Source organism: Bacillus cereus group sp. BfR-BA-01316, assembly GCF_022664195.1.
Lineage (GTDB): Bacteria > Bacillota > Bacilli > Bacillales > Bacillaceae_G > Bacillus_A.
Window position 1 is genome coordinate 65,110 of the sequence record NZ_JAKUGX010000024.1, and the last position, 14,227, is coordinate 79,336.

Below are 14,227 nucleotides of genomic sequence, written 5' to 3' on the forward strand. Positions count from 1 at the left end.
ATAACTATTAAAATCAGATTCAACAGAAATGCTGCTATCCATTATGGATGGCAGCTTTCGTCGTTTTATAGGGGTTTCGATTTTGATTCTTTTTCTCAATAAGAATTCGGAAGGAGCGAGTATTAATGAGCGCAGAAGTAAAAACATTACAAGCAAAAAAAGATATTTCTCATCCCTCTTTATGGGATATATTAAAGAAACATTATGAACTTATATTTGCAATCGCATCTGGTATTTTTATTTTAGCTGGTTGGTTATTCACAAAAAATGATGCAATAAGTGCAGGTATTACTTTCTATATCCTTGCTTATGTAATTGGAGGATTTGCAAAAGCGAAAGAAGGTATTGAAGACACAATTGAAGAGAAAGAGCTAAATGTTGAAATGCTCATGATTTTTGCAGCTATCGGTGCCGCAGTTATCGGTTACTGGGCAGAAGGTGCTATTTTAATCTTCATCTTTGCATTAAGCGGCGCAATGGAATCTTATACATTAAGCAAAAGCCAAAAAGAAATTTCAGCGCTTCTTGACTTGCAACCTGAAGAAGCATTACGTATTTCAAACGGAATTGAGGAACGTATTCCAGTTGGACAATTACAAATTAACGATATTATTTTAATTAAGCCAGGTGAGCGTGTTCCTGCTGATGGCACAATTCATAATGGTGAAACAAATATTGATGAAGCAGCTATTACAGGAGAACCTATTCCGAATGAGAAAAAATTCGGCGATGAAGTATTTGCCGGCACTGTAAATTTACGTGGTGCTATCGAAGTTAAAATTACGAAGCCGAGCGATCAAACATTATTCCAAAAGATTATTCGTCTCGTTCAAAGTGCACAAAGCGAAAAATCACCATCACAACTATTCATCGAAAAATTTGAAGGAACATACGTAAAAGGTGTACTACTCGTTGTTGCGCTTATGATGTTCGTTCCTCATTTCTTACTTGATTGGAGTTGGAATGAAACGTTTTATCGCGCTATGATCTTACTTGTAGTCGCTTCTCCTTGTGCTCTAGTTGCAGCTATTACACCAGCAACTTTATCTGCAATTTCTAACGGAGCGAGAAACGGTATTCTCTTTAAAGGTGGCATTCATTTAGAACGTCTAGCTTCAGTAAAGGCGATTGCCTTTGATAAAACGGGAACATTAACACAAGGAAAACCTACCGTAACAGATGTATATGTTCGAGAAGGCATAGCAGAAAGTGAAGTACTTTCTATTACAGCAGCGATTGAAAGTCACTCTACACATCCTTTAGCAGAAGCGATTGTTAAATATGCAAAACATGCTTATGACATTTCGATAAAAAAGCCAGAAAACGTTGAAGATGTAACTGGTTTTGGACTAAAAGGAACATTAGAAAATAAAGCTTATAAAATTGGTAAAGCTGATTTTATCGGAGAAGAAATAAAGACATTTCATAATGGCATTTCTGCTTCACTTGAAAAAGAGGGGAAAACTGTCGTTTATATTAGTGATGAGGATGGTATTCTTGGACTGATCGCTTTAAAAGATACCCTTCGCCAAGAAACAATTGCTGCTATTCGCGATTTACAAAGCATTGGTGTGGAAGCAATCATGATTACTGGTGACAATGAAGAAACCGCAAAAGCAATTGCCAATGAAAGCAATATAAAAGAATATTACGCATCATGTTTACCAGAAACAAAAGTTGAAACGATAAAGCAGTTAAAAGAAAAGTACGGCATAGTCGCCATGGTTGGAGATGGTATAAACGATGCACCTGCGCTCGCTACCGCTAGCATTGGTGTGGCAATGGGTGAAGGAACAGACGTAGCTTTAGAAACTGCAGACGTTGTACTTATGAAGAACGAACTATCTCGTCTTTCTCAAGCAATTCGTTTATCAAAACGAATGAACCGTATTGTGAAGCAAAATGTAATCTTTTCGCTAGCTGTAATTGCGATGCTGATTTGTTCAAATTTCTTGCAATTTTTAGCTCTTCCATTCGGTGTTATTGGGCATGAAGGAAGTACGATTCTTGTCATTTTAAATGGCTTAAGATTATTAAAAGAAAACAAATAAAGCGGGTCCCTCATAGAGGACCCGCTTTTTTTAATGGTAGCTATTATGACCGTTCGCACTGCTACTCGTTTTATGCTTTGGATGCGAACTGCTCTTTTGTTTATTGTTACTTTTATTATTGTGGTTCTTTTTATTATTACTCATGAAATATCCCCCCTGTTCCTTTTTATTATGGAACAAGAGCTCATTATTCATTACGGGAATTATTGTCACCCGTTCTATAATGGTGGAGTAAACCATTAATTTCACCGCCAAGTAAAATTACCCAAGCAGTTAAGTAAAACCATAACATTAAAATAATAATACCACCGAGACCACCATATGTATTGGCGTAATTCGCAAACTTATCTACATAATAAGCAAATGAGTACGATACCACAATCCATCCTACAGTAGCAAATATTGCTCCTGAAATAACTTCTCTTCTTTTTAACTTTCGGTCTGGTGCAAATGTATATAAAAAACTAAACAAGGCAAATAGCACGAAGAAACTCGCTACTAATCGCGTAATACTCCACACGTAAGAAAAACTATCTGATAAACCAATTGCTTTAAACACAGCTGCTCCAATCACTTGTCCGAACACTGGAACAATTAACGCAAACACAATCATAAAAATGATAGCTAATGTAAACACGATTGATAACGCTCTTGTTTTAATAAAGGAACGTGTTTCTGTTACATCATACGCACGGTTGAAAGCATTCATAACCGCATTCACTCCGTTTGAAGCAAACCATAGCATCGACAGTAAACCGAATGATAATAAACCACCATTTTGCTCATTTACAACTTTATCTACGTTTACTTCAATTAAGTTCATTGCATCTTCCGGTACGTACGGTTCTAATAAATTGAGCACACTTTCTGTTTGAAGGTCAATGAATCCAAGAAGCGTAATTAAGAAAACAAGCCCAGGAAAAATCGCCAGCAAGAAGAAATAAGCGAGCTGTGCTGCCAAGCCCGCTACGTCATCGCGCATCGTCCGGTCATATAAATCTTTTCCAAACGAATAAGTGCGATTTCTTCTCACCTTTTCTAAAATTTTTCTCATATATGTTTAAACGCTTTTCTTCTCTTCTTTATCTTGCTTTAACTCAATGTACGCTTCAGTTTTTTTTTCCTCTGCATTTGAGTCTTTCATAAATAACTCACGTGCTTCTTTCATACCGCCATCTTCAGCAACTACCGGCTCTTCTTCTGCTTTAAGCTCATCTACCTTTGGAGATACAGCTTGAATTTCAATCGTTTCTGGCTTTTCTTCTCGCTCAACTTTTCTCTTACTAAAAATTTCTTTCGTTTCTTTTAACGTTTCTACAACAGACGGCGTCAATTTTTTGATTTCTGCTACTTTCGCTTTCACTACATTGAAATCAGCAAGCTCGCGTCCTTTATCTGTAACAGTTTGCACTTTTTCTTTGATTTTCGCATTTTCACCAATTTCAATCATCTTTGTTTTTGCTTTTTCTGCCGTATTTTTTACTTTTTCACGGTTTTCTTTCTTTAGCATAGATACAGCTACACCTGCAGCTACACCAATCGCAATGTTTCGAGCAATATTATTTTTCTTTGCCATATTCCTTCACCCTTTCATTTCTTATATTATAAAGTATTACTTTCTAAGCTTCCTCATATTCCTTGTTCATTTCGAATGAAAGCTACTAGCTTTGCACACCCTTCTGTTACAAGGTCATACACTTCTTGGAAGTTCCCTGTAAAGTAAGGGTCAGGAACGTCTGTCCAGCCACCGTCTGGAACAAAATCGGACAGTCTACCAATATAGCCTCCAGTTTTACCAAAACTTTTTAAATCCGCTATATTCTTGTTGTCCATGGCAATAATATAATCAAACTTTGTTAAGTCTTCTTTTTCTACTTGCCGTGCTTTAATTCCTTCAAAAGAGACTTCATTTTCTTTTAAAATTTTTTGTGTTCCTTTATGTGGTGGATGACCAATATGCCAATCTCCAGTTCCTGCAGAATCAATGACAATTTTCTCTTCGAGTCCCTCTTTTACGACAAGATCTCGAAAAATTGCTTCTGCCATTGGAGAACGACAAATATTCCCAAGACAAACAAACAATACTCGGACCATATTTTTGTTTCTTCCCTTCTTGGTGCATTTCTTACTATATACTTATATAGTATAAACAACCAATTATTAATTATAAAGGAAATCCCTACTAATTTAATAGGATTGAAAAGTTTCATTAACGAAAATGATAAAAAAATGTTAAGATAACCTTATGTTATTTTAAAGGGGGACACTTCGGTGGATTTATCTGTAAAATCAGAAGCAAACGTTGAATATATGGTAGAAGCTATTAAAGAAAAATTACGCATGGTTAATGCTGGAGCAATGAGAGCTGCTAGTTTTAACGAAGAAATGTACGAGGACTTACGTGACATTTATGAGCATGTTATGAAACGTGAAACATTCAGTATTAGTGAAATGCAAGCTATTACTGAGGAATTAGGTACATTAATTAAAAAATAACAAAGAGCCTCACCTATTCGAGGCTCTTTTAATTTCAACAAATTCATGACAACTCTTCTCTTTTCCTCATCACATTCTAAATTACTGTACAATGAAAGTAGAACCTCACCTTAGATTTTTTCTCCATACATACTACTCTAAAAAAATTGCCACACTACCATTGCTAACTGTTTTTACTGGGGGTGCTTACTTATGAGCAATTGGTACAGTAAGACGAAAAATCAAACATTAATCGACCTAGAAACAAATGAACAACACGGTTTAACAGATGAAATCGTAAATGAACGTTTAAAGCAATATGGTTCTAATGGATTAGCTACCAAACAAAAACGTACTTTATGGCAGCGCGTTTTCGCCCAAATTAATGATGTCCTCGTATATGTCCTTATTATCGCTGCCCTTATTTCCGCCTTTGTAGGTGAATGGGCCGATGCAAGTATTATCGCGCTCGTTGTAGTTTTAAATGCTGTTATCGGTGTAATCCAAGAATCGAAAGCAGAACAGGCTTTAGAAGCATTGAAAAAGATGGCAACACCTAAAGCTATCGTAAAGCGAGATGGTGAACTAAAAGAGATTCCATCTGAGCACATCGTTCCAGGTGATATCGTTATGCTTGATGCGGGGCGGTATATCCCCTGCGATTTAAGACTTATCGAAACTGCGAATTTAAAAATTGAAGAATCTGCTCTAACTGGTGAATCTGTCCCTGTCGATAAAGATGCAGTCTACCACCCTTCCATGCAAAGTGATGAGCAAGTACCATTAGGTGATCAAAAAAACATGGCCTTTATGTCGACGTTAGTAACATACGGACGTGGCGTCGGTGTGGCTGTTGAAACTGGGATGAACTCACAAATTGGCAAGATCGCTACCCTTTTACATGAAGCAGACGATGATATGACACCACTTCAAAAAAGCTTAGCACAAGTAGGAAAATATTTAGGCTTTGTCGCTGTAGCTATTTGCGCTATTATGTTTCTCATCGGTTTTTTACAAGGACGCGATACTTTAGAAATGTTTATGACTGCAATTAGTTTAGCTGTTGCAGCCATTCCAGAAGGCTTACCAGCTATCGTTTCCATCGTTCTTGCAATTGGTGTTCAGCGGATGATTAAACAAAACGTTATCATTCGTAAACTACCAGCTGTTGAAGCTCTCGGTTCTGTCACAATTATTTGTTCAGATAAAACAGGTACATTAACTCAAAATAAAATGACCGTTACTCACTTTTATAGTGATCGCACATACGACCAGCTAGAAAATTTGAATGTAAATAATGATGTACACCGTCTATTATTAGAAAATATGGTTTTATGCAACGATGCTTCTTACGGTGCCGACTCACAAACAGGGGATCCTACAGAAATTGCCCTTCTTGTTGCCGGAAGCTCTTTTAACATTCAAAAAGATCATTTAGAAAATAAACATGAACGTGTTAACGAATTGCCTTTCGAGTCTGATCGTAAAATGATGTCAACTGTACATACGTACGATGAAAGCTACTATAGCATGACGAAAGGTGCCATTGATAAACTTTTACCTCACTGTACCCATATCTTTATAAATAATAAACTTGAGGTCTTAACAAATTCTGATAAAAATCAAATATTAGAAGCTGCTCAATCAATGTCGCAAGAAGCCTTAAGAGTACTTTCATTCGCATATAAACGATACGATTTAAACGATATGGATATAAATCATCTCGAAGAAAATCTCATCTTTATCGGTCTTGTCGGTATGATTGATCCACCACGCATAGAAGTAAAAGATTCAATTACAGAATGTAAAAAAGCTGGTATTCGCACAGTTATGATTACTGGTGATCATAAGGATACCGCCTTTGCAATTGCCAAAGAACTTGGTATCGCCGAAGAAAAATCTGAAATTATGATTGGAACTGAATTAGATAACATTTCAGATACAGAACTAGCAAGTAAAATCAATCACTTAAATGTATTCGCTAGGGTCTCTCCAGAACATAAAGTGAAGATTGTAAAAGCATTACGTGCTAAAGGAAATATCGTTTCGATGACTGGTGACGGTGTAAATGATGCTCCATCTTTAAAACAAGCAGATGTTGGAGTAGCAATGGGAATTACAGGAACAGATGTCGCAAAAGGGGCAGCAGATGTAGTTTTAACAGATGATAACTTCTCATCTATTGTGAAAGCTGTTGAAGAAGGAAGAAATATTTATCGTAATATTAAAAAGTCCATTCTCTTCCTACTCTCTTGTAACTTCGGCGAAATTATCGCTTTATTTTTAGCCATTTTACTTGGCTGGGCGACGCCTTTACGTCCTATTCACATTTTGTGGGTAAATTTAATTACAGATACACTGCCTGCATTATCACTCGGTGTTGATCCTGAAGATCCAGATGTAATGAAGGAAAAACCACGACATGCGAAAGAAAGCTTATTTAGCGGCAGCGTTCCTTTTCTTATTTTCAATGGGGTTGTAATTGGACTTCTTACTTTAACAGCCTTTATCGTTGGGGCAAAGCTCTATACAGGAGATACAAATTTATTTCCTCTCTTCCCAGGTCAAATTGATGAAGATGCTCTATTACACGCTCAAACGATGGCATTTGTCGTTCTTAGTTTTTCTCAACTCGTTCATTCATTTAACTTACGTTCAAGAACGAAATCGATTTTTTCAATTGGGCTATTTACAAATAAATATTTAGTCTTCTCACTTCTAATCGGTGTTCTTATGCAAGTGTGTATCATCTCCATCCCACCTCTTGCCAATATATTTGGTGTGCATGCATTAACAATGCGAGATTGGGGATTTGTTCTCTTGTTAAGTATCATTCCGCTTGTTGTGAATGAAATTATTAAACTATTTAAGAGAAAATAAAAAGCAATGAGGAATATTCCTCATTGCCTTTTTGTTTATCCCGCTATTTGCCGTGCAGCGGGGCTCCCACCTCAAAATTCGGCGGGAGCCCCGCTGCACGTAAACGCCCGATTGGTGAGGGCTAATAATCAGTCGGGGATGAACAACACCCCCACTGATTATAGTTTCACTTTATCCTTGTAATTCTTTTTTGATGTTCTCTGTTAATGTAGCCATACGCTTACGACTTTCTTCACGCTCACGTTTATTTTGCTCTTCAATTTGTTGTGTTTCTTGCATACCTCTTGAAATAATGTTCCAAGTTTCCTCAAGTGTTTCCATCTTAATACTAGAAGAACCTGATATCCTCACTACTTCCACACTTTGAGTTGCAATATTTTGTGCATTTTTCTTAAGTAATTCATTTGTACGGCGATCAAGCTCAGCCATAGAGTCTGCAACAAGCTTTTGACGTTTCGCATTTACCGCTTGAATGATACCATTTTTAAAGATAGGAATCGTTGTAATAAATGCTGTATTGATTTTACCGATTAATTTATTGTTACCGCGTTGAATCATACGAATTTGTGGCGCTGTTAATAGAGCAACCATACGTGCTTTTTCTAAATCATCAATACGTTGTTCTAAAATTTCAACAGAGTTTTTAAGCGATTCTAATTCAATACCTGCTAACTGATCATTATTACGTATGCGCTCTTCGTACATCGGAACTAACTCTGTATTTAAACGCTCTAATAACATTTCCCCTGCTACTACGTATTTTTCTAAGTCTAAATAATACTTTAAGTTTTGCTCATATAAACCATCTAACGTACCAATTGATTTTTTCATTTCATCTTGATACTTCGTAATTTCTACGTATACTTTATCCATTTCGCGACCCATCGTCTGATACTTACTAAAGATTTGTTCAATCATTTTATCTGCTTTTTTGAACATACGTGAGAAGAACCCACTTTTCTCTTCCGCAAAGTCTTTACTATCAAATCTGTCCATAATTTTACCCAGCTGTTTTAATAATTCACCAGAGTCTTCTACTTTCGATAAAGACATTGTATGTAAAATTTGATCAGCGAAACGTGAAATCTCCATAGAAGGCTCTTTTCCAAGCTCGATTAATTCTAATTGGTCTTTAATGTCTACTGCATTATAAATACGTTGTACTTCAGCATCTTGTCTAAGTTGCAAGCGAACATCTTGTGCGGTTTGCTCATTCAATTCTGTTTTCGAATCTAGTACGACTGGGTTATTCATATGGTATTCTCCCTTTCCTTATAAAAATGGACGAAATAGTCCTTTTATTGTTTGTGATAAATTTTTATAGGCTGATGAACCATGAAATTCAAGATCGAAATTAACTTCTTCAAGCCAATGTGAATCAAATGCTCCTGATTCAATATACGGTTCAATATCGTTTCTCCCCGTCGGATTAAAGTGGAATACATCTACTCCAATTTGATTTAAAAATAGTAATAACACAGCATCAGAACGACTTAATTCTCCGCTCTTCTCATTATTAAATATAACAATTTTCGGTACTTCTTGCGAATAATCAAATTTCTCAAGCTGCTCTAAAATGTTCGGTGGTATTTGAGAGAGTTGTGCGAAAACATACAGTGCTACATCCTGTTTCGTCTCTTTCGCAATTGGTTTACACATTTCACTTTCACACGTATGGATGATTGCTTCTGCAATACCATGTTGTAATCCTTCTGGTAAACGCTTATGTGGCCACCAATGGCTGTTCATAATTAAATCCGGATGTAACTTCCCCCCGCGGTCCAATGCATCTCGATAATGATATTGGAAATTCGCTTTTTGTTCTTTCGTAAACGGGAATGTATTAATCAAGAAACTGTTATCAAATGATGTAACAGCCTTTAATCGCTGAAAATATTCTTTATCATTCTTTGAAACACCTGATATTTTTGCAAATAAAGAAGGAATATAAATATGCTTATTTTCAACAAAGAATGTTGGACGTACAAATGCCTTTTCTTTCGTAATTAAAAAGAGTTCATCGTACGTCGTTTTGAGCGTACGGGCTACAGGTGTATACGAACGGAATTGCCACGGTTTGTATAATAATGAATTATCGTGGTGAAGTACTTGCTCGATTTCTTTTGAAGCTTGATAAGCTACTGTTGCAACGCGTTCACGACGCCGATCAGGAAATGGTTCCAATGAAATACGGCCCGAATGAGATACGACAAAGGTCTTTCCTTCCTCATCTACACTCTCAAATCCATCTTTTCCTTCTGGGTGATAATAAAGCACATCGCAGCCGAGCATAATAAGAAAGTATAAGAAATATATACGACTCTCCGTCGCATCACCGTACCAAACGATACGCGGCATTTGTTTCTTATAATTAATCGTCGAGAACCACTTCGCTACGTAATTTTCACTTAATTTAATCATATCGATTAAGAAACGCCGGAATCCTTCTGTTTTTAAAGATTGATTATGTTGTTTCTCATACAATTTCAATACAGAAATAAACGTCGTATGTATATAATGCTGTAAATCAGGATTGTCTACTTGCGGTAATAGTTGTTTTCCAGACAAATGTGCTACAAGCCTATTTACTGTAAGTCCATTCGGTGCTTCTTGATGTAATGCAAAAACTTCTTGAATATGGCGCAATTTTTCGGGATCAATCACCTTATTTAAATTTTGTTCATGCAAAACCTCGATCCCTTTTGCTTCACTATAATCAAATAGCCCATTGAAATATTCATCTACATCATTAGGAACACCAAGAATGCGACTTGCTATATAACTAAATTTCATCTCATTCTCTGTCAGTTCATATTGTGGGCGTTTTTCTAAAAGCGCTTCAAATTGCTTTAAATCTGATTCATCTTTTAATGCACATGGTTGAAGTGTAAAACGTGAAAACACAACAGTTCACCTCCAAAAACATTTACGTTTTTTCTAAAGTCTCTCTTCTATTATAAACTATTTTTAGTTATAAAAAATGGGCGCTCGCATAACGAGCAAACCCATTTCAATTATTTATGTTCATTTTTAGTAGCTGCAACTTCTTCTCGTGCTTGTCCACTATTCTTCATGTAGTGAATTATAAATGTTACTCCAAACGCTACAACTAAAACAATAAAGAACACTGTATGACTTACTTCAATATGAATGACAGACAATAGCATTTTTGCTGCAATAATTAAAATTAAAATATATGCTGTCGTCTCCAATTCTGGAATACGCTCTAACAATTTTAAGAATACGCCAGCGATACCGCGCATCATTAAAATACCGAGCATTCCACCTAATAGTAAAATCCAAACTTCATTCGATACACCAAATGCAGCAAGTACACTATCTACAGAGAATGCGATATCCATTAATTCAACCATCGCAACCGTTCCCCAGAAAACACCGAACATCCTGAAGAGAATACTATTTTGGTTCATACCATGGGCTTCCTCTTCTTCTGAAGTGCCTTTTCTTTTATCAATGAAATATTTAATTGACAGCCAAGCTAAGTAAAGCGCACCTAACACTTTTACCCATGCCAATTTAATTAAGAACATTCCGATTCCAATTGCAATAAAACGGAATACATAAGCTCCAATAAGTCCATAGAATAATGCTTTTTTTCGTTTTTCTTCTGGAAGATGTTTTACCATTACCGCTAACACAAGTGCATTGTCAGCAGATAATAACCCTTCAAGTACAACAAGTGTACCTATTAACCCCCAAGATACTGGATCTTGTAACACTTTAATCCACATGTCCAAGTCGAAAAACTGAGCATACGTATCAAGGATTCCTTGCAAAATACTCATCTTACCTTTATCCCCTATTCTTTGCTAGATTTATAGAAAGGTCAAAAAAAGGAAACGAATGCCGTTTCCCTTCTTATGCATCCAAGCCATACGCTCTTACAAGCGCACCTAATCCACCTTGGAATCCGCTTCCTACTGCACTAAACTTCCACTGTCCATTATGACGATATAATTCACAAAAGACAACTGCTGTTTCAATGGAGAAATCTTCCCCTAAATCAAAACGAAGAACTTCTTCGTTTGTTTCTTCATTTGCTAAACGAACGAATGCATTTGCAACCTGTCCAAAGTTTTGATTACGGCCTTCTCCATCATAAATTGTAACTGTAATAGCAATTTTATGAACATCTGCTGGAACCTTTTTCAAATCGACAACAAGTTGCTCATCATCACCATCACCTGCACCTGTACGGTTATCTCCTGTATGTAAAACTGATTCACAAGGAGACTGTAAATTATTATAGAAAATAAAATTAGTTTCCTTCGTACATTTCCCGTTCACATCTAATAAAAAGGCAGATGCATCCAAATCGAAATCAGATCCACCATCATAAGATTTAATATCCCATCCAAGACCAATTACTGCTCTTGATAAACCTGGGCTTGTTTTAGCTAAATCAATTTTCTGTCCTTTTTGTAATTGAATAACCATATATATTCACCTCTATATTTTAATTTCAAAAAATATATCCATCAGTAAATATACGTTTCACTGATGGATATATAAAGCTATTACTCTACATCTAAACCAAAGTTATTACATAGAGAACCTAATCCACCTTGGAATCCACTTCCGATTGCATTGAATTTCCATTCACCTGCGTGACGGTATAATTCGCTTACTACTACAGCCGTTTCAATAGAGAAATCTTCTCCTAAATCGTAACGAATTAATTCTGCATTCTTTTCTTCATCCAGAATGCGTACGAAAGAGTTAGAAACTTGTCCGAAGTTTTGGCTACGGCCTTCTCCATCATATATTGTGATTGTGAAGCAAATACGTTCGATATGTGCAGGAACATTTTTTAAGTCTATTTTAATTGTTTCATCGTCGCCTTCACCGTCACCTGTACGGTTATCTCCTAAATGCTCTACAGCACCATTCGCACCTTTTGGATTATTATAGAAGACGAAATCCTCTGCTCCTGAAACTTTACCGTTAGCACCTACTAAGAAGATACTAACATCTAAATCGAAATCGTTTTGTCCGTCATAACGATTCGTATCCCAACCAAGTCCTACAAGAACTTTCGAAAGACCTGGATTTGCTTTTGTTAAGTCTACCTTTTGTCCTTTTTTCAATGAAATTGATGCCATATACGATTCCTCCTTGGTTTATTTTATTGGTAACGTGATACAATCTCACTTAAGTTTTTATCTTGTGTTCCTTCTCCAACTGCTGAAAACTTCCATTCGTTTCCGTCTCGATACATTTCCCCTGCAATTAAAGTCATTTTGCCAGCGTAATTATCTGACAAATTATAACGTGCTAATTCTTCACCTGTTTGTGGGTTTTGAATACGAATATATGCATTGCGAATCATCCCAAAATCTTGACGACGATTTACACAGTCATAAATATTTACAACGAATACTAAACGATTAATACGGCTCGGAACTTTATGTAATTCTACGAAAATTGTTTCGTCGTCACCAGCGCCTTCACCTGTTAAATTATCTCCTGAATGAATGATACTACCACAAGTAGAAAGTTTGTTGCCGAAGTAAACTAGATCATTTTTGTTTAAAAAACGATCCCCTTCTAACATAACAACAGATGCATCACAATCTACACTTGGTTTACTTCCAAATAAAGAAGACAGAAACCCACCTGATTGCCCAATTGGATCCCAGCCTAAGCCAACCTGCAGTTTCGCTACTCTCGGTTGTCCTTTCGTTAAATCAATCTTTTGTCCTTTTTCTAAAATAATAGGCATGAAGTTTCTTCCTTTCTACAAAGCATTTTCCAAATCGGAAAACATTGTATTCTCCTCTTATATTGTAGCATTATTTATCTAATGAGAAAAAGGATAAATTCTTAATTATATGAAAACAGATACTATATTTATTTATACTGATGTAATAAGTGGTAAATAGAACCAATCATTCCTGCACAATTGCCGCTTTGCGCAAGTTTAATCTCACAATTACTATAAATCTCTTGATTTAAGTATGTTCCTATCCCTTCCTTCACTTCATTTAAGAAATCATCTCCTCTTTCAGTAATTCCCCCACCAATAATAATCATTTTCGGATTAAAAATATAAGCAAGGTTACTAATACCAATTCCGGAAATAGTATGTTCAGACATTAACTTTTTTGATGAATATATAAGCTTTTGAACAATTTGTTCCCCGCCCAAGTAAATTTCTGTTGGGACCTTTTTATGCATTAGTACTATCCCTATTTCTGAAACAATTCCATATTTAATTTGCGTACCACCAATATCAAATGCAATATATTCTTTCATCCGTTGCCACTTCCTCTACTGTTATGAGTGTAAATTCTCCATCACTCTACTATTTGTAGGGAATTTACATTAACTCTTTTCTCCCTTTAGAAATACACCACCTTTTTCTATATATAGTTTTTTTTTGCATAAAACTCTTTTTCCTATGAAATATTACAAAGGGATGTATTTTAGATGGAACAATAATTTTTTCTTCAGGAGGAAAACAATGACAAAAATCTTCATTTTAGCATCAACACTTTCTTTATCTTTTTTTAGCGGCTTAAATATTGGTAATGCTGCCACTGAAAACTTCCATCCAATAACAAACGCTATTGTGCAAAATAACGATAATTTAGCAGAAGGTAATTCAAAAGATAATAATAAACCTCCAGGAAACAATGGTTCTCAGGACGATAGTGGTTCTGACGGCAATGGCTCTGGTGGCAACGGTTCTGGGGGCAGTGGTTCTGGCGGCAGTGGTTCTGACGGCAACGGCTCTGGCGGCAACGGTTCTGACGGCAGTGGTTCTGGTGGCAACGGCTCTGGGGGCAACGGTTCTGGGG

13 protein-coding genes and 1 pseudogene are annotated in these 14,227 nt (G+C 36.2%); 4 read left to right on the forward strand and 10 right to left on the reverse strand.

Annotation, left to right across the window (positions count from 1 at the left end; genetic code table 11):
• Positions 1-125 precede the first annotated feature (125 nt).
• Positions 126-2,051: a heavy metal translocating P-type ATPase gene (locus tag MR071_RS17680; RefSeq protein ID WP_242237273.1), complete on the forward strand. Its 1,926-nt coding sequence runs from the start codon at positions 126-128 to the stop codon at positions 2,049-2,051.
• 187 nt (positions 2,052-2,238) lie between these two features.
• Here MR071_RS17680 and MR071_RS17685 read toward each other — a convergent pair whose 3' ends face one another.
• The 3 genes from MR071_RS17685 to MR071_RS17695 are packed head-to-tail and all read right to left on the reverse strand — an operon-like array spanning position 2,239 to position 4,145.
• Complete coding sequence (locus MR071_RS17685) at positions 2,239-3,105, reverse strand: YihY/virulence factor BrkB family protein (RefSeq protein ID WP_242237276.1); 867 nt, start codon at positions 3,103-3,105, stop codon at positions 2,239-2,241.
• Positions 3,106-3,111: 6 nt separating this feature from the next.
• On the reverse strand, positions 3,112-3,627 hold the full coding sequence (locus tag MR071_RS17690; protein ID WP_002010240.1) for a DUF4075 domain-containing protein: 516 nt from the start codon (positions 3,625-3,627) through the stop codon (positions 3,112-3,114).
• A gap of 53 nt (positions 3,628-3,680) precedes the next feature.
• On the reverse strand, positions 3,681-4,145 hold the full coding sequence (locus tag MR071_RS17695; RefSeq protein ID WP_193656471.1) for a low molecular weight protein-tyrosine-phosphatase: 465 nt from the start codon (positions 4,143-4,145) through the stop codon (positions 3,681-3,683).
• 177 nt (positions 4,146-4,322) lie between these two features.
• Here MR071_RS17695 and MR071_RS17700 point away from each other — a divergent pair, with 177 nt between their 5' ends.
• Positions 4,323-4,547 (forward strand): DUF1128 domain-containing protein, encoded by a 225-nt coding sequence (locus MR071_RS17700; protein WP_002010236.1) that lies wholly within the window; start codon positions 4,323-4,325, stop codon positions 4,545-4,547.
• A gap of 192 nt (positions 4,548-4,739) precedes the next feature.
• Complete coding sequence (locus MR071_RS17705) at positions 4,740-7,406, forward strand: cation-translocating P-type ATPase (protein ID WP_242237279.1); 2,667 nt, start codon at positions 4,740-4,742, stop codon at positions 7,404-7,406.
• A gap of 171 nt (positions 7,407-7,577) precedes the next feature.
• Here the strand turns inward: MR071_RS17705 and MR071_RS17710 are convergent, their stop codons facing one another.
• The 7 genes from MR071_RS17710 to MR071_RS17740 all read right to left on the reverse strand — a co-directional run bounded on the left by MR071_RS17710 (position 7,578) and on the right by MR071_RS17740 (position 13,682).
• Complete coding sequence (locus MR071_RS17710) at positions 7,578-8,660, reverse strand: toxic anion resistance protein (protein ID WP_242237281.1); 1,083 nt, start codon at positions 8,658-8,660, stop codon at positions 7,578-7,580.
• Positions 8,661-8,678: 18 nt separating this feature from the next.
• Positions 8,679-10,310, reverse strand: a complete 1,632-nt coding sequence (locus tag MR071_RS17715; protein ID WP_105588203.1) for a YceG family protein — start codon at positions 10,308-10,310, stop codon at positions 8,679-8,681.
• Positions 10,311-10,420: 110 nt separating this feature from the next.
• On the reverse strand, positions 10,421-11,212 hold the full coding sequence (locus MR071_RS17720) for a TerC family protein (protein ID WP_105588202.1): 792 nt from the start codon (positions 11,210-11,212) through the stop codon (positions 10,421-10,423).
• Positions 11,213-11,285: 73 nt separating this feature from the next.
• Positions 11,286-11,864: a TerD family protein gene (locus MR071_RS17725; RefSeq protein ID WP_105588201.1), complete on the reverse strand. Its 579-nt coding sequence runs from the start codon at positions 11,862-11,864 to the stop codon at positions 11,286-11,288.
• Between the two features lie 80 nt (positions 11,865-11,944).
• Positions 11,945-12,529 carry a TerD family protein gene (locus MR071_RS17730; protein ID WP_105588200.1) on the reverse strand — a complete coding sequence of 195 codons (585 nt, stop codon included), beginning with the start codon at positions 12,527-12,529 and terminating at the stop codon, positions 11,945-11,947.
• Positions 12,530-12,552: 23 nt separating this feature from the next.
• Positions 12,553-13,149: a TerD family protein gene (locus MR071_RS17735; RefSeq protein WP_002029589.1), complete on the reverse strand. Its 597-nt coding sequence runs from the start codon at positions 13,147-13,149 to the stop codon at positions 12,553-12,555.
• A gap of 128 nt (positions 13,150-13,277) precedes the next feature.
• Complete coding sequence (locus MR071_RS17740) at positions 13,278-13,682, reverse strand: ROK family protein (protein WP_242237285.1); 405 nt, start codon at positions 13,680-13,682, stop codon at positions 13,278-13,280.
• Between the two features lie 208 nt (positions 13,683-13,890).
• On the opposite strand from MR071_RS17740, the pseudogene MR071_RS17745 reads away from it, so the two are divergent.
• A pseudogene (locus tag MR071_RS17745) lies at positions 13,891-14,227 on the forward strand (cell wall anchor protein); the annotation flags it as partial.